19 protein-coding genes are annotated in these 22,611 nt (G+C 46.0%); 10 read left to right on the plus strand and 9 right to left on the minus strand.

Features of this window, described 5'->3' with window-relative positions; genetic code table 11:
- Positions 1-165: 165 nt before the first annotated feature.
- From QUB12_RS22485 to QUB12_RS22500, 4 genes are all read left to right on the plus strand, one after another.
- Positions 166-6,894 carry a translocation/assembly module TamB domain-containing protein gene (locus tag QUB12_RS22485; protein ID WP_333308452.1) on the plus strand — a complete coding sequence of 2,243 codons (6,729 nt, stop codon included), beginning with the start codon at positions 166-168 and terminating at the stop codon, positions 6,892-6,894.
- A gap of 140 nt (positions 6,895-7,034) precedes the next feature.
- On the plus strand, positions 7,035-8,180 hold the full coding sequence (locus QUB12_RS22490; protein ID WP_333143604.1) for a clostripain-related cysteine peptidase: 1,146 nt from the start codon (positions 7,035-7,037) through the stop codon (positions 8,178-8,180).
- Between the two features lie 165 nt (positions 8,181-8,345).
- Positions 8,346-8,711 carry a hypothetical protein gene (locus QUB12_RS22495; protein ID WP_172192314.1) on the plus strand — a complete coding sequence of 122 codons (366 nt, stop codon included), beginning with the start codon at positions 8,346-8,348 and terminating at the stop codon, positions 8,709-8,711.
- A 138-nt stretch (positions 8,712-8,849) separates the two neighbouring features.
- On the plus strand, positions 8,850-9,821 hold the full coding sequence (locus QUB12_RS22500; RefSeq protein WP_333143605.1) for an Rpn family recombination-promoting nuclease/putative transposase: 972 nt from the start codon (positions 8,850-8,852) through the stop codon (positions 9,819-9,821).
- Positions 9,822-9,917: 96 nt separating this feature from the next.
- Here QUB12_RS22500 and QUB12_RS22505 read toward each other — a convergent pair whose 3' ends face one another.
- The 6 genes from QUB12_RS22505 to QUB12_RS22525 all read right to left on the minus strand — a co-directional run bounded on the left by QUB12_RS22505 (position 9,918) and on the right by QUB12_RS22525 (position 12,079).
- On the minus strand, positions 9,918-10,421 hold the full coding sequence (locus QUB12_RS22505) for a DUF2243 domain-containing protein (protein WP_333143606.1): 504 nt from the start codon (positions 10,419-10,421) through the stop codon (positions 9,918-9,920).
- Positions 10,422-10,672: 251 nt separating this feature from the next.
- The gene (locus QUB12_RS37615; protein ID WP_445252057.1) at positions 10,673-10,876 is read right to left on the minus strand and encodes a type II toxin-antitoxin system PemK/MazF family toxin; all 204 of its coding nucleotides are present in this window, start codon (positions 10,874-10,876) and stop codon (positions 10,673-10,675) included.
- Positions 10,877-10,941: 65 nt separating this feature from the next.
- On the minus strand, positions 10,942-11,190 hold the full coding sequence (locus QUB12_RS22510; RefSeq protein ID WP_015174616.1) for an AbrB/MazE/SpoVT family DNA-binding domain-containing protein: 249 nt from the start codon (positions 11,188-11,190) through the stop codon (positions 10,942-10,944).
- 121 nt (positions 11,191-11,311) lie between these two features.
- A complete protein-coding gene (locus QUB12_RS22515; protein ID WP_333143608.1) occupies positions 11,312-11,536 on the minus strand; it encodes a hypothetical protein in 225 nt (74 codons plus the stop codon).
- Complete coding sequence (locus tag QUB12_RS22520; protein ID WP_333143609.1) at positions 11,523-11,819, minus strand: hypothetical protein; 297 nt, start codon at positions 11,817-11,819, stop codon at positions 11,523-11,525. The genes QUB12_RS22515 and QUB12_RS22520 overlap by 14 nt, the downstream gene beginning before the upstream one ends.
- A 17-nt stretch (positions 11,820-11,836) precedes the next feature.
- Positions 11,837-12,079, minus strand: a complete 243-nt coding sequence (locus QUB12_RS22525) for a YgiT-type zinc finger protein (RefSeq protein ID WP_333143610.1) — start codon at positions 12,077-12,079, stop codon at positions 11,837-11,839.
- 282 nt (positions 12,080-12,361) lie between these two features.
- Between QUB12_RS22525 and QUB12_RS22530 the strand changes: the two genes are divergently transcribed.
- Both QUB12_RS22530 and QUB12_RS22535 read left to right on the plus strand, forming a co-directional pair.
- Positions 12,362-12,592, plus strand: coding sequence for a prevent-host-death protein (locus QUB12_RS22530; RefSeq protein ID WP_333143611.1), 231 nt, complete (start codon positions 12,362-12,364; stop codon positions 12,590-12,592).
- The gene (locus QUB12_RS22535) at positions 12,589-12,981 is read left to right on the plus strand and encodes a type II toxin-antitoxin system VapC family toxin (RefSeq protein WP_333143612.1); all 393 of its coding nucleotides are present in this window, start codon (positions 12,589-12,591) and stop codon (positions 12,979-12,981) included. The genes QUB12_RS22530 and QUB12_RS22535 overlap by 4 nt, the downstream gene beginning before the upstream one ends.
- 103 nt (positions 12,982-13,084) lie before the next feature.
- On the opposite strand, the gene QUB12_RS22540 is transcribed toward QUB12_RS22535, so the two are convergent.
- Together QUB12_RS22540 and QUB12_RS22545 are read right to left on the minus strand one after the other, a co-directional pair.
- Entirely contained in the window at positions 13,085-14,611 is a 1,527-nt protein-coding gene (locus QUB12_RS22540) for a GUN4 domain-containing protein (RefSeq protein WP_333143613.1), read from the minus strand.
- A gap of 1 nt (position 14,612) precedes the next feature.
- Positions 14,613-15,029: a Pepco domain-containing protein gene (locus QUB12_RS22545; protein WP_333143614.1), complete on the minus strand. Its 417-nt coding sequence runs from the start codon at positions 15,027-15,029 to the stop codon at positions 14,613-14,615.
- 287 nt (positions 15,030-15,316) lie between these two features.
- Here QUB12_RS22545 and ispG point away from each other — a divergent pair, with 287 nt between their 5' ends.
- Positions 15,317-16,537 (plus strand): (E)-4-hydroxy-3-methylbut-2-enyl-diphosphate synthase, encoded by a 1,221-nt coding sequence (gene ispG, locus QUB12_RS22550; protein WP_333143615.1) that lies wholly within the window; start codon positions 15,317-15,319, stop codon positions 16,535-16,537.
- Between the two features lie 478 nt (positions 16,538-17,015).
- Entirely contained in the window at positions 17,016-18,371 is a 1,356-nt protein-coding gene (gene ctpC / locus QUB12_RS22555; protein ID WP_333143616.1) for a carboxyl-terminal processing protease CtpC, read from the plus strand.
- 113 nt (positions 18,372-18,484) lie between these two features.
- Here ctpC and QUB12_RS22560 read toward each other — a convergent pair whose 3' ends face one another.
- Positions 18,485-18,697: a DDE transposase family protein gene (locus tag QUB12_RS22560; RefSeq protein ID WP_333143617.1), complete on the minus strand. Its 213-nt coding sequence runs from the start codon at positions 18,695-18,697 to the stop codon at positions 18,485-18,487.
- 196 nt (positions 18,698-18,893) lie between these two features.
- Between QUB12_RS22560 and QUB12_RS22565 the strand changes: the two genes are divergently transcribed.
- Positions 18,894-21,446 carry a TIGR03032 family protein gene (locus tag QUB12_RS22565; RefSeq protein ID WP_333143618.1) on the plus strand — a complete coding sequence of 851 codons (2,553 nt, stop codon included), beginning with the start codon at positions 18,894-18,896 and terminating at the stop codon, positions 21,444-21,446.
- A 253-nt stretch (positions 21,447-21,699) separates the two neighbouring features.
- On the plus strand, positions 21,700-22,611 hold a 912-nt coding region (locus tag QUB12_RS22570; RefSeq protein ID WP_333308454.1), incomplete at its 3' end, for an FG-GAP-like repeat-containing protein.

The raw sequence follows: 22,611 nt of genomic DNA on the forward strand, positions 1-22,611 counted from the left end.
TAGCCCCCGTAGGGGCGGGCAACGCTTACGCCCGATCGGCACTTCCGATCTCACTTGTGAGTCTACCAAAGGCAGAAGCCACGCTGGCGGATCGCAGAAATTATACCTGTCTAAAATCGGCTGATTCCCTTAATTCCTGAATTCTCTGATTTCTGAGAAACACCCATGACTAACTCGGACGATAACAAAAATCAACTCGCACCCCGTCCCCACCGCCGCTGGTGGCGTCTGCTGCTGCTTAGCGGTACGGGATTGGGCATTCTCGCCTTGGTTGGCGCGGCGGTAGGATACCAGTGGGTGCGGGAAAAGTTAGCTCCTTTGGTGGAAACTGAAGTCAGTCAGTTGCTGAAGCGGCCCGTGCAACTCGGACGTTTGGAGGGATTTTCTCTGACAAGTTTGCGGTTTGGCCGATCGACTTTACCTGCAACTCCTACCGATCCCGATAACGTTTCTACAGAAGCAGTTAAAGTGCAGTTTTCGGTTTTGCAACTGCTGTTCACCCGCACTCTCAAATTAGATATTACCTTAGTTAAACCCAACGCTTATATCGAACAGGATGCTAAAGGCCGCTGGGTTAATCTTCCCACAGCAGAGCGGAAATCTCCGGGTTTATTTAAAACTGAAGTTGAAGCAATTAGAGCTGAAAATGCCGCCGCAGTTTTGGTGCCGCGTCCCGCACTCGGACAGACAACTTCGGCTCCTATTTCTGTAAATCTGAAAAATGGCAGTGCTCTATTTCGCGACCAAAATCAGCGCGTTCTATACGAAGTAAACGGTCAGTTTACTAACAGCGATAATTTTATACTTAAAGCTGATTCTATGTTACCTGCAGCTCTAACTAACCTGCAGTTACAAGGTCAAAATTTGCCTTTGCCCGACCTCGCTCGCTTGCTAAGACTTTCCAGCATTTCTTTACAAAGAGGTCTTGCTAATGGCAATTTGACCGTGCAAGTGCGAGAGAATAAAGTATCGGGAATTACCGGAACGGCTAGTTTTGGAGGAGTGCAAGCGAGTATTGCTCCACTGAAACAAATCATACAAAATAGCAGCGGTCAGTTGCGGTTTCAGGGAACTAATTTTATTGTCGATAGTCTGGCGGCTAATTACGGTCTAATTCCGCTGAGAATAGCAGGAACAGTTGCAACTGGAACTAATTTTAATTTGGAGAACGCTAGCTTCAATCTGACAACTAGCGTGCAACCAGTCGCTTTTGCAAGTGTTGTCAGTGCGGTGGAGACAGAGTTAGGAAAGAAAGTAGTATTGCCCGTTGCTTTTGCCGGGGAGGTGAAGGCGGATGCCAAGCTAACTGGAACCGTTGATCTGCCGGTGCTCACAGGTACGATCGCCTCGACAAAACCTGCTACGGTCGATCGACTGCAATTAAACAATATTAGCACTAATTTCAAATTGGAACGCGGGAGAATGGCTCAAACCCCAAATCCCAATCCTAAATCTTCTATTCGCCCTTTTTCCTCTTTAGCTTTGACTTTGAGCGATATTTTGGTAGTGCCGGCGGCGGGGGGTAAACTTGGCGGCAAAGGTCAAGTTGATATTGCTTTAAAAAGTAAGAATTCTCCATCTGGTTTGGTGTTTGACTTGCAAGCTGAAAACTTGCCCGCAGATAATCTCGCCCAAGTTTACGCTCTCCCGATTCCTGGTACTGTTACAATTGGCAGTGTGTCCGCAAAAGCTCAAATTTTCGGCCCGTTAGACAACATTCAAGCTAGAGTTCAATGGCAAGCACCGCAAGGGACTTTCCCCGCTGCGGGCGAAATTCGAGCCGGAGGAAATTCGGCGGATTTGCAAAATACGGTTGTGAAAATTGGCGACGCTTCTGTTAACGTGGATGCTGCGCTAAAAGACCGTCAATGGCAAGCTATGATCGAGGGCGATCGCGTGGATCTCAACATTTTGCAGCAAGCCCTGCCAGACCTTAATTTGCCTCCTGAACTAGCGGGTTTGTTCAGCGGAACCGTCGAAGCAGCAGGAACTCTGGACGATTTGAGTTTAAATGCGATCGCTGCGACGGGCAAAGGAACGCTGAATATTGCTGACAGTATTGTTGATGTTAATGGCGAACTAGAATCTGGTCGTTGGCAAGTTTTTGGCAACACAGAAAAAGTAGCTGTCAATCAATTGATTGATATTGGCTTGCCGTTTTTAACACGGGAAACGACCGCAAATCTAGACAATCTAAAATCCAAAATCGAAAATATAAAATCGTTAGGCGGACAGCTAGCAGGTGAATTTCAAGTTGCGGGAAAGGTTGACGATTTGACTGCGGGCGGAATCAATGTTACTGGCAACGGTAGGCTCAATTTTGCCGACAGCAATGTGAATTTAAACGGAGAATTGGTAGCGGGAAACTGGCAAGCAACAGCAGAAACCGATCGCACTTCCATCAGTCGCTTGGTAGATTTGACACTGCCGATTTTAGATGTGGCTTCAGCATTCAATCCCGAAAATCAGCAATCAGCCAATCTCAACAATCTCAAATCCAAAATCCAAAATCTAAAATCGATTGACGGACTGCTATCGAGTCAAATTACAGCATCGGGAAGTCTTGACAATTTGACGGCTAGCAGCATCAATGCCATCGGCAGCGGCAGACTCAATCTTGCCGGCAGTGATGTTATTTTTAAAGGAGAATTGGTAGCCGGAAACTGGCAGGGAACAGCAGAAACCGATCGCACTTCCATCAGCCGCTTGGTAGATTTAGGATTGCCGATTTTAGATGTTGGCTTAGCTTTCACTGCTGACAATCCCCAAACAGTCGCCAATATCAACAATCTAAAATCCAAAATCCAAAATCTAAAATCGATTGACGGACAAATATCCAATCAAATTCAAGCCAGCGGCAATCTTGATAATTCAACCGCCGCCGATATTTCTGTCAACAGCAGCGGCCAACTCAATATTGCCGACGGTGCTGTTGCTTTTAGAGGTAAATTAGAAGACAGACGCTGGCAAGCTTTCGCCGATGCCGATCGAGTTATTCTCAGCCGCTTAGCACTAGATTTGGGAATACCTATTTTAGATGTAGCTTCAGCATTTAATCCCGGAAGTCAGCAAACTGCCAACATCAACAATCTAAAATCCAAAATCCAAAATCTAAAATCGATTGACGGCCGAGTTAATGGCGAATTCCAAGCAGCGGGTAGTTTGGATAACTTGACAGCTAAGGGAATTAGTGCTAGCGGAGAAGGAGTGATTTTGGTCGATCGACTCGGGGCGATCGATACTACGGCAAAATTGGAAAACGGCAACTTGCAAGCATTGCTGGAAACCAACGGAATTGCCGTCAGTAATTTAGAACAAACCCTCAAACAAACAGGTTTGCTGACAGCGGATTTACCGCCAGAAATTAACGGAACCCTCGACGGCCAAGTCCGCATTTTGGGAACAGTAGATAATCTAACCGCCAAGGGCATCACCGCCAACGGCGACGGACAAATTCGACTCGCCAACGGCGGAGGAATTGTCAATGCTAAAGGCCGCGCCGCATCGGGGAATTGGCGCGCGTCAATACAGGGCGAGCAAATTGCTCTAAGTCGCTTCCAGCAAGCCTTTGAGTCGCAGCGACAAAGCTTGCAAACCGGAGATGTAGTATCTGGTGCCCAAAATCTCCCCCAGCTTGCAGGACTGTTTAACGGCAATATCAATTTATCCGGCCCGATTGCGGCGGGCACGGGGGCACCGCCCCTACAAAATGTTCGCGCCGGTGGCAGTTTCCGCATCTCGGAATTGCCGTTTTTGAAACAACCTTTTGAGGCAGTATTTAATTGGGACGGCAAACGGGTGGAAATTGAGAACGCCACAACTCCCGGTTTGACAGCAAACGGCTTTGTTAACGTCGAACTCGAAGGTAAACGAGTGCCCTCAATTTCCAACTTAGATTTGGATGTCAAACTTGCCAACTTTAATCTGGAAGCTTTACCAGCAGAACAACTAGCATTTTTGAGACCAATTGGTCTCAAAAATCCTTCAGAGAATAATCTTCCCCTGCGCGGCAATGTAGATTTTACCGGCAGCCTCACCGGAACCCTCAGCGCCCTCAGCTTAGTTGGCGACGTGGAAGTGCGGGATTTAGCAGTAAATCAAATCGCTTTTGATCCGGTACTGGCGGGGAGTGTGAATGCGGATGCTGGGAAAAGTGTAGATTTGCGTTTGGCCGGCGCCAGCGACAAAATTCAAGTAGCTTTAAATCAATCTTTTCTGCCGACATCTTTCTTACTTCAACGCGGGGAATCTGTGGCTAGCGGCCAAACCGAGGGAGAAACTTTGCGAGTTAATTTAAGCGATTTTCCCCTCGCTGCTTTGAATCTATCACCCGGTAAAGAGGCCGGTTTGGGGCCGATAACTGGTACGGTTTCGGGACAAGTAAATGTGCCCGGTTGGAAGATGCCGTTAAATCCGGCGACTTTGCAAGCAAGCGGACAAATTGCGATCGCCCAACCGGCGATCGGCTACATTAAAGGTGACAGTTTCCAAGCCGAATTCAGTTACGCTAACGGCAGCGCCACTCTCACAAATGGCATATTCCGCCAAGGCAGCGGTCAATACTTAATTTCCGGCAATGTTCAAACAGGCGCAAATCCGCAATTTGCCGGAAAAGTTAACGTCCAGCAAGGCAATTTGCAGCAGGTTTTAACCGCTTTGCAATATTTCAATTTAGGGGACTTGGCTAGAGGTATAAAACCTCCCGTTTACGGTGACAGTGGCGACGTGCAAACTGTAGCAGTGGGAGAACCCGAAGCGCCGCTAATCGAACAGTTGCGCCGTTTGGCAGAAATTGAAATACTTTTGCAGCAGCAGCAAGCAGTGGAAGCATCAGAAAAATTGCCTCCTTTATCCCAATTGCAGGGCACTTTTGGGGCGGAAATTGCTGTCGCCGGTTCTTTGCAAACGGGTGTGCAAGCTCAATTTAACGTGAAAGGTGATAACTGGCAGTGGGGAGAATATGTTGCTGAAACGTTCAGCCTTGAAGGCAGTTTTCAGGACGGAATCTTAACTGTTTTGCCTTTGGAAATTCGATCGGGAAAAAGTGCGATCGGCTTTTCTGGACAACTCGGCCAAAAAGCTCAATCCGGGCAGTTGCGGGTAGAAAATGTGCCGGTGGAAGAGTTAGCCAAACTGGTGGAATTGCCTTTTGTGGATGTCACAGGAAATTTGAATTTGCGGGCGAATTTAGCCGGCAGTTTGGAAAACCCGCAAGCCACCGGAGAATTGAGTTTGCTTGAGGGCACGCTAAACGGAGAACCGATTAAACAAGCCGACGGCAGTTTCAGTTATAGCAATGCCCGCCTGAATTTTGGCGGCAGCGCTTTGGTAACTCAAACCGAACCGATTGAGGTGCAAGGAAGTTTGCCTTTTGAGTTGCCGTTTGCAGCCGTGAAACCTGACAGCGATCAAATCGATTTGAGGGCGAATTTGCAAAATGAAGGTTTGGCAATTATTAATGTATTGACTCCGCAAGTTGCGTGGGTCAGCGGCCAGGGACAGGTGCAAATTCGCGTGGGAGGGACGCTGCAAGATCCTGTAGCGCAAGGAATTGCGAATTTTGAAAATGCAACCGTCCGCGCGCAAGCCTTCCCAGAACCGCTGACAGGGCTAACTGGGACGGTGCGCTTTGAGGGCGATCGTATTCGGGTAGAAGGAATTCGGGGACAGTTGAGTCAGGGAGAAGTTGTCGCCCAGGGCGTGATTCCGTTGTCTGTGCCGTTTGCGGAGGGCGATGTCGATGCGGATAATCCTTTGGCTGTAAATTTAGACAAGTTGGCAGTGAACCTCAGAGGATTGTACAGTGGCGGCGTAGTCGGTCAAGTGCAGGCAAGGGGCACGGCTAGGCGTCCGCAGTTGAGCGGTAATATTGAACTGTACAACGGTGAAGTATTTCTCCGAAGTCCCGGCGGCGGCAGAACTGAGTTAGCTTCTTCCTCTTCTGCTTCTGATTCTGATTCCACATCTTCTGCTTCCCCTGCGACTGAGGTTTCTGATTCCCCTTCTGCTGCGACTTCCCCTTCCCCTTCCCCTTCCCCTTCCTTTGAAGTTGGATTGAACGATTTGCGGCTGAATTTGGGCCGGGGAATTCGGGTAACGAGTGCGCCGATATTGAGTTTTCAGGCGACTGGGGGCTTGACGGTGAATGGAACTTTAGATGACCTTCGCCCGGAGGGTACGATTCGGTTGACTTCCGGGTCGGTGAATTTGTTTACAACGCAGTTTAGACTCGATCGAGGATACGCGCAGACTGCTACCTTTATACCAACACAAGGACTCGATCCGACGCTGGATGTGAGATTAGCAACTTCGGTGCAGGAGGTAACGCGGTTCCGCACTCCCGGCGCATCTGTAGCCTCTGAAATAGCAGACGAACCGACAAGTTTCGGCAATGTGCGGAGTGTCCGAGTTCAAGCGTTAGTGCAGGGAAGGGCTTCTCAGTTGGCGGAAAGTCTGGAGTTAAGGAGTTCTCCGAGTCGATCGGAAACAGAGATTGTAGCCCTATTGGGCGGCAGTTTCGTGCAGACTTTGGGACAGGGAGATAGTACACTGGCGATCGCAAATTTAGCCGGTGCGGGTTTATTGAACAACCTTCAATCTGCTATTACCAACGCCACAGGATTGAGCGAATTTCGCTTATTTCCCACTCGGATTAGAGGTAACGAAGCACAAACTGCTAGTTCCAGTTCTGGTGCGGGTTCTCTCGGTTTAGGTTTAGAAGTTGGGTTTGACATCACGCGCAATATTTCAGCCTCAATCATTCGAGTTTTGTCAGCAAATCAACCGACAGAATTTACTGTGCGCTATCGATTGAGCGATAAACTCTTACTCAGAAGTTCCAGTAATTTTCAAGGAGACAATCGCGTCACTGCTGAATATGAATTGAGGTTTTAGTTAGCCAAAAATACAGTCTCCAAAAAGCTGACGATCCTCAACCACGAGCAGAGAACGTGAAAAGAAGAAAAGCCATCAAATTGATAACAGTAAGTATTAGTTCTTTAATAGAGACAATATATTACTCGGGAGACCAATATATGCTTGGAAGTACGGTCAAAAATCATTATGACTGGATATTACTATACTGGATGCCCTATGACAATAATCTCTCAATATTCGGACAACCAATTATTCAAATGCTAAGTAAAGGTGTAAAAAATGACAAGGTTTTGGTCGTAGTACAATCAGACTTTAGTGGAGCAGCACAAGTTTCTAGAAGCATCATTAGCCCAGGTAAAGTTGATACGCAATACTTAGAAACAGCAGATAGTAGTAGCCCAGAAGTCTTGAGTGAGTATCTGACTTGGGCACAATCTCAATTTCAAGCCAAACGCTGGGCTATTGTGTTTTTAGGTCATAGTGGAACGCTTATGGAAATCAGCCCCGACGAACATCCTACCTCCCCTTATATTTCAGAAATTAGATGGATGAATCTTCAAAAAATCAATCAAGTTATATTTAATTTTAACCAATCTGTAAAGGGAAATCTAGAATTATTATTTTTTCAAAATTGTAACAAAGGAAATATTGAAGTACACCATACCTTCCAAAATACTGCTAAGTATACGCTTTCATCTCAACTCCAACTGGGAGCGCCCAATTACTATTATGAGCAATCGTTAAGTTATTTGAGCGATTATCCAGACATTGATGGTTCCCAGCTAGCTAAAAAGATTATGGATTATGAACCGCCTAATATGTACCATAGTTTGACATTAACTAACAATCATTATTTCCGCTACTTGCCTGAAAAAGTTAATGTTGTGATTGATTCTATTTTGCAAGCAGATATTGTGCCTGTAAAACTTTTTATCTCCTCAATTTTAGGGCCTGAAGTCAATTTTTCCAATAACAATACTGTAGTAGTTTATCATAGCTCTGGAGAAACCTTTGTTGATTTCGCAATTTTTTTACAAAAACTTACCCAATTATCAGGCGCAAGTCCGTCAGCTTGTAAGGATTTATTGTTATTTTTAAATGATTTTCTCCTTCAGAGAGTGCAACAGCATGGGGAATTACTGGACTCAAGAATTAGGTCTAAGTATAAAAACTTATCAGGCTTAGGTTTATTTTTACCTAGAAATCGGTCGAAACTGGAAAAGTATTTGTATTTATCGGTTTATTCAGACTTAAAGCTTGTAGAGCTTTTTGAGGCCGTTGTATTCGAGACAAAAAAGAACTAAAGATATTGGGGAGATTTTACTTTCCCGACTTCACAGAAGCAGTCAGAGAAGTAAAACAAGAGCCAGCATTCGCTCCCAATTCCCACTTCCCAATGCTATAATATAAATAGCAGAATCAAAGCCCTGCTGTTAACCCCGCGCACAAGGTTATAGGAGTTAAGTCAAATGGCAAACAAACTCCAAGTCAATACACAGTCGATCGGCTACAGCGACTTTTACTGGAACCGCTTTAGTCCGAGAGTTGCGACTATCAGCAGCGTCCGCAACGCCAATCACTGGGACGGCGGATTTATCACCTATATTGCATTTCCCACAAAAGTAGAAGCTACAGCAGCAATGAAGTATTTGCTATTGCATCAAAAAGCTGCTGATGTCGATATGCGGAAAGCCAAGCGAATGAAAGCAAAAGGCATTCGGTGGGAACTCAAAATTCGGGGTTTAGCTTTTAATGAAGTGCTGAAGCTTGCGACGATGGATATAACTGGAAAGCTAGTTATGTCACCTGCAACTACTACTGAAGCCACAGGCTGATAAAAGCATTCAGATAACAGGTTGGGTTGAGACAACAAAACCCAACCCTTCCAATATTGGCCAATATCCATCTTCCTCTCTTTTCTCTTCCTCTGCGTCCTCTGCGCCCTCTGCGGTAAAAAAAATCCTCTAAAATATATGCGTTTCATCAGCCCCAAAACAGACTTTGCATTCAAAAAAATATTCGCTTCTTCCGAACATCCAGAAATTTTAATCAGCTTCCTAAATGCAATGCTGTATAACGGAGAACCAACAATCCAAGAAATAGAAATCATTGACCCTTATTCAGCCGGCAGCGTTACAGGATTGAAAGACACTTACCTGGATGTCAAAGCCAAGATTACCGGCAACAAAACCGTGATTGTGGAAATGCAGGTACTCAACGTCGCCGCCTTTGAAAAACGGGTAGTCTACAATGCAGCCAAAACCTATTCTACTCAACTAAAAGCTGGAGAAGGTTATTTAAAATTAAATCCGGTCATTGCTTTAACCATTACCGACTTTATCTTATTTGAAAACACCGAAAAACTAATCTCTAACTTTGAATTCACAGAAACCGAAGAAAAATTCGTCTATCCCAACTGCGAGTTAAAGTTAGTGTTTGTCGAGTTACCGAAATTCAAAAAAGAATTGAACCAACTCGAAACTCTGCCGGAAAAATGGCTCTACTTTATGAAAAACGCGCCCTCTTTGGAAGCAGTACCAGATACATTGGGGTCTATTGAAGAGATTAATACCGCGCTGGGAATTGCCAACCGAGCAAATTTGACACTAGACGAATTGAATGATGTAGACAAACGAGAAATGTTTATCCAAGACCAAATCGGGTCTGTGATGAAAGGGATAGAAATTGGTATACAACAAGGAATTGAACAGGGAATACAACAAGGAATCGAACAGGGAATCGAACAAGGAATCGAAAGGGGTAAAATTGAAGGGGAAATAGGATTAATTATGCGTCAGATAGTGCGGCGGGTGGGTGAGGTGACACTGGAAGTTCAAACTCGCATCCAGGGATTATCTGGGGAACAGTTAGATGATTTGGGAGAAGCTTTGTTGGATTTTAGGAGTCAAGAGGATTTGATTGCGTGGTTGGAGTCGGCGGGATGAACTGATGAGTTAAAAAGAGACTCAACGGTTGAAACGGTCGAGTCTCATCGGGGATTTTAAACCCGGATTTGGTATAATTCCCAATCTTCCATTCATTTAAACTTTAGTATCTGCGGGAACTTCCCTCTGTACCAGCATCCAACCTAACAGCGCTAAAATAAGACCGAGAATGAGAAATCCTAAATCCCAAGCTAACTCGTTGATACCGGGTTTGACGTGGTGGATTCCCAAAATTTGATGGTCAACAATGCCTTCAACAAAGTCAAACAATCCAGCACCAATTAATATTGAACCGAAAAAAGTTTGAGTTGACAAAGGAACATCTTTGCGCTTCACAGCACTCCACAAACAGAAGATTCCCGCTAGTGTTACCAACCAATCCGCAGCGTGAAACAATCCATCTCCGAGGGTATTTAATTCTAGACCGGCAACGGTAGCATCGGTTTTAACGCTGCTAAACATATGGTGCCACTGGAGGAGTTGGTGCAGCACAATGCCGTCAAAAAAGCCTGCTTGACCGATACCGAGGAGAATTCCTGCGATAATTAGAGGTCGGCGGTTGTTAACAGCGGTGGCGGGTGAGTTTGTGCGATCGTCCAATGGAAAACCTCAGATTATTTAACTGCTGAGCCTGGGTCTGTGAAGGGATTTGCCAGTACATTTTTTAGTTTTGCTGGGGAGGAGGGGCGATCGCATCATCCGCGAGAGAGATTTCTGGATACTCTTGATGCTTAATGCCAACTACAAATCTAGTTTATAATTTGATTAACTATTCATCAACCGTCATATTCTCAAACAAAATAGGTTGAATTAGCCTCAAAACTTCCTCAATTATATCCGATCGACATTCACTAAGAAAACTTGCCTGCCTTGCGCGATAATCTTGCATAACGGAGTTGATCCGTCATAATTACACCTGTTATCGCTTCACCTTCTGGAATGGGAACATAAAACGGATTTTTGCGTTGTGTGTTGCTAATGGGACAGACGAACACAAACCCAATTTTTCGGTTAAATTTAGTTTGACTCACCACCAGTGCAGGCCTAGTCCCCATTTGTTCGTGTCCTGATTGAGGATCAAAATTGAGGCGAATAAAATGACCTCGTTCGGGGATATAGTTTACCAAACTTCCTCTCCTTCTGGTTTTCCCCAAGAGACTTCTTCGCTAGATTCTATTTCGCCTGCCAATAATTCATCTAGGGTATACTTTGATATTTTATTATTTACAGGCTCTATGACCAGTTTCCCATTTTCTATGCTGCAAATTACTGAATCTTCGGCTTTAAGGTTGAGAAACTTTACTATGTAGTCTGGTATTGGCAAAGCCAAGGAATTACCTAATTTGCTGATGTGTATTTTAGCTGTCATACATTTGCGATGTTAACACTCAGGTTTATTTATTGTAACACAATATTGGGCGGGGCGGGTTTATTGAGATTGCTGTTTATAAACATAGATGTTGGTGAACCCGCCCCTACACAACCTTTGTCTATGCAAATACTGCTTCTACGGCTTTCGGCAATGCGATGGGTACGAAATATGCGACTGGATACAAATAATCTTCGCCGGATTCGTCAATAACTCGGATAAATTGATGTTCCGCAGCGCGATTATCCGGTATTATTTGGTAGATTTTTCGCACTTCCAAGGATGCTTGATAGTCTTGATTGTTAATGCAAACTACAAATTGTGTTTCTAAGTTAAACTTCAACATATTTGCATAAAGTAGTCAGTTCAGAAGCAGTTAACTCTGTCAACAAAATCGTCCCCTCAGTTGTCAATTCCCATCTATCGCGAGGCGAACCTGTTTCTATATATCGCTGAACCAAGCCATCAGCAGCCAGTTTTTTTAAGACAACCATCATGTCAGGTTCTCGCGGTACATCTCGACGGGAAAGTGCATTCGCGAGTTCGTACCAACTCCACTTTCCTTGACCTTTAGCTACTAATTCCAGCATCACTAATTCAAGCTGGGTTAATTGAGTTAAGTTTTTCATTTTTTTTATTGTATAACTTATCCAACGCGAAAAGATTGCCCCATCGCTTGAAATTCTTGAGTCTCTTCTCGCTGCAATTGCTGTCTAATTTTGGCAAATTTCCTAACTGTTTCCACAGAGTACAACCGTTCTCCACAGCTTAGGCAAACTTCAGCGGATACTTTTAATATAGCAGTATGCTTGCCGCCCCGTAAAAGTTTATCGACTTCTTTGACAACTATTTCACCGCCGCAAATTGGGCATTTTTCTACAGATAGCATTGTTAATTTCTCCTTTGTATCCAATTAATCCATCGATTCGCATCTGGCAGATAAATCGCCTCTAAAGCTTTCACCATAGATTAAGTATAGCTTTTCTCATAAAGATGAGGTACGATTGGGTAAAAGTTAATCAGGAAAAAAAGCATTGCTCGCCCCGCACCTCCTTTAACTCAAAAGCCTCATAGTCCCTGCGATTACTTTCCCGTAGTGCAATGACATCCTTTGCTCAGTGAACCGTATTGAGATATAATGTAGTTTGAACACAACACCAATCCTTGTCCTATGAAAACCATAGACAAAAGTCAATTAACAGCTCAATTACTAGAATTTTTGCGACTTGTCGAGCTTGAAGGCGAAGAAATTTTAGTGATGGATGGGACTAAACCACTTGTGATAATTTCTCAGTATGAAAAGTCTCTTTCAACTGAAGAATTATTTAAGGATATGCGGGGTAAAGTAAAATATTTTGAAGATTTAACTACGCCAACAACTGAAGAATGGCAGGAAGTATGACAGTTGTCCTGGATACCTGCGCTCTCATCTGGTGGAGTTTAGATCCAGAGAAACTTTCTCAATCGGCAAAAGATGCTTGTCAGCAGATGGAACAAGAAAAAAATGGTTTAGTTCCATCAACGGCCATCTGGGAAATAGCTATCAAGATCAAAAATCATAAGTTAGATTTAGGAGTAAGTATTGATGACTATATTGCTACTTTAAAAAAGTCTAATGTTATTCGGATCGTTCCAATTGATGAGGACATTTGGCTAGAAAGTGTCAAATTAGAATGGGAACACCGAGATCCAGCAGATAGAGTGGTTGTAGCAGTTGCCAAAAGAAGTCAAGCTGCTATTATTACAGCCGATCAAAAAATAGCTAGTTTCTACTCTTTAGTAATTTGGTAAATCGAATGTGCCAGGTATCGGAAACGTAGAAGTGGCGCGGTTTCGTGCTTCAAGCCTTTGTTATAAATCTTCACGAAATCCTGAAACGCTTAGATGTTACACTTTACAAGTCTCGACGCGAGAGAAGAGATGCCCACCACCCCCCCCTTGCCTTACCACTTCCCCCACCATTTACCACACCCCCCAACAACCCTAACCATCTCCGCCCCCACACCTCCCCCACCCACAACCAAACCCAACCCCCCAACAACGGGAGGTGTGCTTCAGGTGCTATTGTGTTGAATTTTAGATCTTTTCCCCATTCTCCTTTCACACGCCATCCCACCCGATCGCCAAAAGCTTCCCATATTTTACTATCAAATTCCCTGGTTCCCCCCAGACTTTGATAAATGCGCTTCTGCACCGAAAAGCCGAAACGTCCATTACTGTATTTTACCCAAAGTCGGTCAATGGTGCGTAAATCTTCACAGGGAAATCGATCAATATCTTCCATTCTGAGGCAGGTCTCCTCTGTTTTCCCCGCTGCTTCCAGCATTTTTTTAACCGTTTCCTTATCGGCCTTTTGCCATTCTTGAGTTGCCAGTAAATCGCGCAACTTAGTGTAGTCTACTCCGCGTTCTGACTTGAGGGGAACATCCGACTCAATAGGAGTAGAATTAGGAGGTGCAGGTTGAGGGGATTTTTGGGTTTTAGCACGATTTTCCGAACTCGGTTGATCTGGTATAGCTGTTGGCTGTGTCTGTGAAATAGCAATTCTTTTTACTGCTTTAATCGCATCCGTATCACCAGGAGATGCAACTAATACCCGAATCCACAACTGTTCTGCTAAATCTAGATTCTTGTTGATTTCAGCTTGGGAAGCATCATACTTTAGCGTCAGCACATCAGCTAAAGTAGCGTATTTTGGCAAAAGAATTAGGTGAGATTTTTCAATAGGTTCAGCAATAGTGAGAGGTGTTTGCTTGGGTTTCCCACATTGGCGATTGAGTTCGGGTACTCGATGGATTAAATATTGATTCAATCGTTCAACAGTCGCACATTGACCTTGAGTTCCCAATCCTTCTAGTAACGCAGAAGTAAAAGCACCTTGTTGTAAATCTTCAATTTCATAAGATATCTGATTCGGACTACAGGAAGCAATGCTGATGACTCCCATTTGCCGCGCTTGTTCAGCGGTTTGACGGCCAATCCCCTCAACAGACTTTCCCTCATCACGGCAAGCATCCAGAATCAGAACAATATTATCAGCACCGCAGCGTCGCAAGCGTTGGATAATGTAATTAACTGAAATATTACTATTTGCAATATCTTCGGGAAAACCGTCAGTCGGCATCAAATAATCGCACCCATTTTGACGAACCCCGTGACCGCTGAAGAAAAACCAAAAGTTATCTCCCGCACTCATAAAAGGCTGTTCAAACATAACGTGTAACAACCGCATCACGTTCGATCTAGTAGGCAGCAACTGTTTTTCCGATGAGTCTTCCGAGAAATGGTAAACTTTCTCAAATCCCGCCTCATTGCAGAGAAAATCCCGCATTAATTCTGCATCGCGCTTAGCATATTTCAGCGGACGTTGCAGGTGTTCGTATTCATTAATACCTATGACAACAGCCCAATTTTTCGCCATTTCACTTTGATTGTTCCCGTTTAAACTTGAGCTTTATCGCTCCTTTTCCTCCCGCTGCGGCCCCGTTACCGATGATGCTAATTTGCCCCTGACCGTTAATTTCCACCGATAACTCAATTTCATCTAACTCCATCTTAGACTTGCGCTCGCGCTTCTCTTCACTGCGGATTAGGAGTCGATCGACAACTGCCAGCAAATGAGCCATTTCTTGCTCTAATGTCTCTACACTGACATTATGAATTCTAAATTCACCCGTGGCATCGGGAACTTTTGGCGTTTTAGAAGACTTTGACGGTGATTCCATATCCAAGAAAGGTGCTCCCCCCATTCCCAGACTTTTGCCACCATCAGCAGTAACGACTTGAGGCGACTCGCCCGGAATATCGCTGGTCACAATCCTAATCGTTTCATCTGGCATAACTGCTGAAAACTCCAAAGTATTTATATAATTTTGTCATATTCTAACTTATATTCTAACGAGAAATTGCAGCCAAAATCTTCATTAACCTATCTTCGCGTTCCCGGTGATGCCTGCGTAACACGACGAACCCAACCTACATCATGTGAGTGGGAGGTAGGCGAGCATTTTTATCCCAAATCCTAAATCCCAAAACCTCTTTGTCCAAACAGACCCTTTCTATGGCAACCTGAAAAATAGGAAACAGAATTTTATAGACCTTAGTAACAAAACTCTAGCAACCAGTTATGCAAACTCTGCCGAACCCCACTAAAACCCCCACCACCCAACCAACCTTCGACACCACCATCAAACGCCGCAAAACCCGGCCCGTCAAAGTCGGTAGCGTCACCATCGGCGGTGGCTACCCCGTCGTAGTTCAGTCGATGATTAACGAAGACACCCTCGACATCGACGGTTCAGTGGCCGGAATTCGGCGCTTGCACGAGATTGGCTGCGAAATCGTCCGCGTCACCGTGCCCAGCATGGCCCACGCCAAAGCTTTAGCCGAAATCAAGCAAAAACTGCACGCCACCTACCAACCCGTGCCCCTCGTCGCCGATGTCCACCACAACGGCATGAAAATTGCCCTGGAAGTCGCCAAACACGTAGACAAAGTGAGAATCAATCCCGGACTGTACGTGTTCGAGAAGCCGAAAGCCGACAGAAGCGAATACACCGAAAGCGAATTCGCGGAAATTGGCGCAAAAATCCGCGAAACCCTGGAACCTCTGGTAATTTCCCTGCGCGACCAAGGCAAAGCTTTGCGAATCGGCGTTAATCACGGTTCCCTCGCCGAACGGATGCTTTTTACCTACGGCGACACGCCCGAAGGCATGGTGGAATCGGCCCTGGAATTCATCAAAATTTGTGAATCCCTCGACTTCCGAAATATTGTAATTTCCCTGAAAGCCTCCCGCGCGCCCGTGATGGTGGCTGCTTACCGCTTGATGGTGCACCGGATGGACGAACTCGGCATGGATTACCCGCTGCATTTGGGCGTCACGGAAGCAGGAGACGGCGAATACGGCCGCATCAAATCCACCGCAGGCCTCGCACCTTTGTTAGCTGACGGCATTGGCGACACTATCCGCGTCTCGCTGACAGAGGCCCCAGAAAAGGAGATTCCCGTCTGCTACAGCATTCTGCAAGCCTTGGGACTGCGGAAAACGATGGTTGAGTATGTCGCTTGTCCTTCCTGCGGTCGCACTTTGTTTAATTTAGAGGAAGTGTTACACCAAGTGAGAGAGGCTACGAAGCATCTCACCGGTTTGGACATAGCAGTAATGGGCTGTATTGTCAATGGGCCCGGAGAAATGGCTGATGCTGATTACGGCTACGTCGGGAAGCAACCGGGTTATATTTCGCTGTACCGGGGCCGGGAAGAAATTAAGAAGGTGCCGGAAGACCGAGGCGTGGCAGAATTGATTGACTTGATTAAATCGGACGATCGCTGGGTCGATCCTTAATTGCTCTCGATCGCCCCTAATGCGTGTTTTTAAACCCGGAGATCCCCCCTAACCCCCCTTAGTAAGGGGGGGACAAGAGCGCTCAAAGTCCTTGTTAAGGGGGGGACAAGAGGGATCGAAGTAAACCCCTACTCCCCTTTTTAAGGCAGGGCTGTTTCATTCTCAGAAAAACCAGGGTTTTGTAGGGGCGGTGCCCCCGTGCCCGCCCCCCCACAGACGATTTCACAGGCGTTTGGGACATGGGGGCAACCACGGGGGGTTTGCCCCTACCGAGAATGAAACAGCCCTGCTTCTTAAGGGGGATTTAGGGGGATCGAGACTTTGATACAAACATGGAGATAGAGGGTTTCAGTCTTAAGTTGACACCGCAGAACTCGGCAAAGTTGAATAATATATGTACGCCAACTACGACCGGGCCTTGCCTGTGTTAGATTGAGCGTAATTATTCTGAACTCTTTTCGTCCCGCGCGTCAGACAAATGGTTATAACAAAACGAGGGCTTGTTCTAAGTGCAGCAGCGGTGGTACTCACTGCTGTAACTCTTGCGAACACTGGTTGCAGTTCTAAATCTCTGGCTTCTTTTCGGGGAAGCCCTAAAGAGTTGGTTGATGAAGTTTGGCAGATTATTGACAAAAGTTATGTTGATGGCACTTTTAACCAGGTTGACTGGAAAGCGGTGCGAAATGATTATTTGAACCGGACTTATACCAGCGACGACGAAGCTTACAAAGCAATTCGGGAAATGTTGAAGAAGCTGGATGATCCTTATACGCGGTTTATGGACCCTCAAGAGTTCAGAAATATGCAGGTTGAAACTTCTGGGGAACTGACAGGAGTTGGGATTCAGTTGACTCAAGATGAGGAAACTAAGAAGTTGGTGGTGATTTCGCCGATCGAAGATACCCCTGCTTTTAGTGCTGGTATTCTGGCAAAAGATATCATTACTAAGATTGACGGCAAGAGCACAGAAGGCATGGATACGAATCAAGCAGTAAGTTTGATTCGCGGTCAGGTGAATACTGAGGTGACGCTGACTATTTTGCGGGGAAACAAGGAATTAGACTTTAAACTGAAACGCGCTAAAATTGAAATTCATCCAGTGCGGAAGTCGGTGCAGAAAACTCCCATCGGAGAAGTCGGCTATATTCGCTTAAATCAGTTCAGTGCCAATGCTGCATCGGAAATGCGATCGGCAATTAAGGATTTGGAACAGAAAAAGGTGACGGGCTATATTTTAGACTTGCGTTCCAATCCCGGCGGGTTGCTGTACGGAAGTATTGAAATTGCTCGAATGTGGCTCAAAGAAGGTACGATCGTCTCGACGGTCGATCGAGTCGGTGAGGCTGATAAACAAACGGCAAATAAGGGAGCGATCACAGACAAACCGTTAGTTATACTGGTAGACGGCGGTTCAGCAAGTGCTAGCGAGATTCTATCCGGTGCTTTGCAAGACAACAAACGCGCGGTTTTGGTGGGAACAAAGACCTTTGGTAAAGGTTTAGTTCAGTCAGTACGCGGCGTGGGAAATGGTGCCGGTTTGGCGGTGACAATTGCCAAGTATTTTACTCCCAACGGCACTGATATCAACAAGGCCGGGATTGAACCGGATTTTAAGGTAGAACTCACCGAGGCTCAAAAACAGGAATTGAGGCGCGATCGCGATAAAATTGCTACGACGGCAGATCCGCAGTACGCGAAAGCTATGGAAGTTTTGACAAAGCAAGTTACTGGTAAAACAGGGAACAATAAGGCGGAGTCGAAACCGAATGCAGCGCCAGCTAAGCCGACGGCGGCGCAGGCCAAACCGAGTGTGGCACCGGCTAAATCCAAGTAGTTTTTAGTCACAAAAACTTCAGTAAAGAAGGACTAAAGTCCTCACTACGAACCTGGTTTGTAGTCAGAATTTTAGTCCTTCTTATCTTCAATCTAAAATCTAAAATCTAAAATCTAAAATTTGGTTGGTTGACATTTGCCTGCACGAATTAATCCGACGCGACGGGCGATGGCATCTTCTGCCGAATCGTAAGGGCCCCACTTTTCAATAATATTCGGGTTTTGTTCTTCGAGTTGCGCGATCCTCTGCGAGGGCTGCGCCAACGGCAAAATTTCGCAATTACCGGCAGGACGTTTGATAATATAAAATTTTGGTGTTTCTGTCATAGCCAAATTCGTCAAATAAAAGCTGGATACTAACTAGGCAATGGGATAATTATATCAGCGTTGCTGATTTACGGTATGAACGGCTAAATATGCAAATCATAAAAACCATTGTCCACAAAGCTTCTGGATTTTTGCCTGGTTCTTTTTCATACCCTGATTAAGCAACGCCAAAAATCTTTAACTATAAAGTCAATTTATGAGTTCTATGATTCAGATTACCCCCTTAACACACTTCAATCAATGGCTGGCTGCACAGAAAATCAGCCTCGCCTTCACCACCTATCAAACCAATCGGTTATTCTTGATTGGATTGAAACCCGATGGCAGGTTGTCAGTGTTCGATCGCGAATTCGATCGCCCGATGGGACTATTTGCCACCCCTGAAAGCCTCGTGATGAGTACCTGTTATCAAATCTGGCAATTTGACAATCTTTGCCGTGAGGAAGTGGGCGATTATTTAGGGTACGACAAACTCTACGTTCCCCGCATCGGCTACACCACTGGTGACATAAATACTCACGACCTAATCGTAGATAAATCGCAAAACTGGGTATTTGTCAACACCCAATTTAGTTGTCTGGCAACACGCGATCGCGACTACAGTTTTCGCCCCATCTGGCAACCGCCGTTTATCTCCTCCCTCGCCGCCGAAGATCGCTGTCACCTCAACGGTTTAGCAATGGTAGATGGCGAACCCGCTTACGTCACTGCTTGTTCCCAAACCGATATTCCCGCAGGTTGGCGATCGCATCGAGGCGGCGGCGGCTGCATTATCGATATCCGTTCTAACGAAATCATTTGTAGCGGCTTAACCATGCCCCACTCGCCCCGATTTTACCAGAATAAACTGTGGGTACTCAACTCCGGTACTGGCGAATTAGGCTATGTAGACAATGGACAATTTCAGGCGATCGCCTTCTGCCCCGGTTTCGTCAGAGGGTTGGCATTTCATAACAACTATGCGATCGTCGGACTCTCCAAACCCAGACATGAAAATTTTCAAGGATTGACATTAAGCGATCGCTTATCCGCCCAACAGCAACAACCTCAATGCGGATTGATGGTAGTCGATTTAAACACAGGCAATATCGTCCACTCGCTGATATTTGAAGAAGTCGTCAAAGAATTATTTGACATTGCTGTATTGCCCGGAGTGCGGCAGCCAATGGCATTAGGATTTCAAACCGACGAAATCGAACGATTAGTTACTTTCCCAGGTTCTAGCATTATATCAATCAGACCCGGCATTCATCAACCCCCTGAAACATCTGTCAAAGTCAGCGAATCCCTCGTGCCTGCCGTGATTGGCACAGAAAAATTAGAAACCGCAGCCGCAGCTTTCGATCGCGGCAGAGAGTTACAAAAACAACTAAAATTAGAAGAAGCAGCCGCTTATTTTCGAGAAGCCATTTCCCTCGATCGCAACTATATCCCTGCCTACAATAACTTAGGAAATCTCCTGCAATTACAGGGAAAAATCCCAGAAGCGATCGCCCTACTCCAACGCGCCATCGAGATTAATCCCAATCAAGCAGCCACCCGCTGCAATCTCGCCAGCGCTTACCTATTGCAAGGGAATATCGCAGCAGCAAAAGCTGGATATGAAGAAACACTACGCCTCGATCCGAATTTCTATCTCGCCTATCTTAACCTCGGAAAGTTGCACGCCTCCCACGGAGAAACTGCCATAGCTGAAGGTTATTTGAGAAAAGTGCTGCGCCTCAAACCCGACAATACCGAAGTGAGAACAGTTCTTGAAAGCCTGACTTCTGGAAAACCAACCTTGCTAAACCCACCGCGTCAACCAGAAGAAACGCGCTATCCCGTCAAATACCAAGCTGTTTACAACCTCACAGCCGACAATATTTCCGCCTACGATGCCTTCACCTTCCCCAGCCTGCAAAAACGCTGGCAAACCCAAACTAAACGGGGCGAAATTGTAGGAATTTCTGCCACCATTTCCCATCAAATGGTAGGAATGGCGATCGCAGAAATCCTTCCCGAATCCCAGAACCAGCCATCCTTATCTGCCAGCATCATCTCCTGCTACGTCGTTCCCAACCATCGCCATCAAAGCATCGGCACAACCCTGATCGGGAATTTGGAAAAAGAACTGAAAAAAGTCGGTTGTCAGCGAGTCGAAATCTCCTACAAAAGCAGTGAATTAACAGCACTAGCCCTCGAACCCCTATTAAAAAACAAAGGCTGGCTCCCCCCTCAAACCACCTTTTTATTAGCCCAAACCACAACCAAAAAAATTGCCGAAGCCCCTTGGCTGCACAAATACCCCTTACCCGATTCATTTACCGTTTTTCCCTGGAGCGAATTAACCGCCCAGGAGCGCCAAGCCATTCTCCAACAAGGGGAATATCCAAACCCATTGAATCCCTTTAGCGACGAATCCAGAATCGAACCGCTCAATAGTTTAGGATTGTGCCATAATGGAGAAGTCATCGGCTGGATGATCACCCACCGCGTCGCCCCAAATACTATTCGCTACTCCAGCTTATTGGTGCGAAAAAAGTATCAAAAATTAGGTCGAGGAATATCCCTGTTAGCCGCATCAATTAAACTGCAAATCGACAGTGAGATAGAGAATTGCACTTTTTCAGTGGCGGCAGACAACGAGCCAATGCTCTCCTTCCTTAATCGGCATCTGCGCCCCTATTTAACCGGAATAGGCTCTTCGCGCATCGCCGTTAAACTGTTACAGAAGTCTCTCGGTTTTACTAAAGCTTCAAACAGCTAAAGTATTACTTCACTTGGGCGCGATGCCTCTCCTTAACCCTTACCCCTAGCTCGGTTTTCAAAACCAAACCGAGCTAGGGGTTGACACATTTAAACTTAACCCTCTATTATAGAACAATATAAAAAAAATGTCATCCCCCTGCGGGAATAGCCGCACCAAAAATTCAAACAACCTAAAATCAAGCCGCTCTGAAAGTATCCAAAACTCAGGGTAATAGCCCAAATCCCCCTGACCCCCTACCCCTTAAAAAACTATGCCCGCCTTTGCCCCCCCCCAAACAAACCCCTTCAACCTCAACGCTGTGGGGACTTACACCTCTCCCACCTTAGTCGATATTGACGGCGACGGCGATTTAGATGCCTTCGTTGGGAGTAATGACGGCAACACTTACTACTACCGGAATACCGGCACCGCTAGCGCCCCAGTCTTTGCCGCCCCCCAAACAAGCCCCTTCAACCTCACCGATGTGGGGAATAACGCCTCCCCCACCTTTGTCGATATTGACGGCGACGGCGATTTAGATGCCTTTGTTGGGAGAAGTGACGGCAACACTTTCTACTACCGGAATACCGGCAACGCTAGCACCCCAGCCTTTGCCGCCCCCCAAAATAACCCCTTCAACCTCACCGATGTGGGGAGTTACGCCTCCCCCACCTTTGTCGATATTGACGGCGACGGCGATTTAGATGCCTTTGTTGGGGCACGGGACGGCAACACGCGCTACTACCAAGATTTGCTTCCCGGTGTCAGCATTGCCCCCGGCACCAGACCCAGCGAAGCCGAACCCATTGCCCCCGTCAACGGCAACTTCGTCGTCACCCTCTCAGCCGCCGCCACCGCCAACACCACCATCAACTACACCGTCAGCGGTAAAGCCACACCGGGCAGCGACTACACCGCCTTATCGGGTAGCGTCACCATCCTCACAGGGCAAACCACAGCCAATATTAACGTCATTCCCGTCTTAGATAACGTCAGCGATCCCAGCGAAACCGTACAAATCACCCTCACTGCTGGCACAGGATACAACGTAACGAAGACTAAAACTGCCGTACTGCAAATCGCCGATAACATACCCAAAACTTTTACCGCCCCCCAAACAAACCCCTTCAACCTCACCAATGTGGGGTTAAACGCCTCCCCCACCTTTGTCGATATTGACGGC

This window comes from Microcoleus sp. B7-D4 (assembly GCF_036705125.1).
Lineage (GTDB): Bacteria > Cyanobacteriota > Cyanobacteriia > Cyanobacteriales > Microcoleaceae > Microcoleus.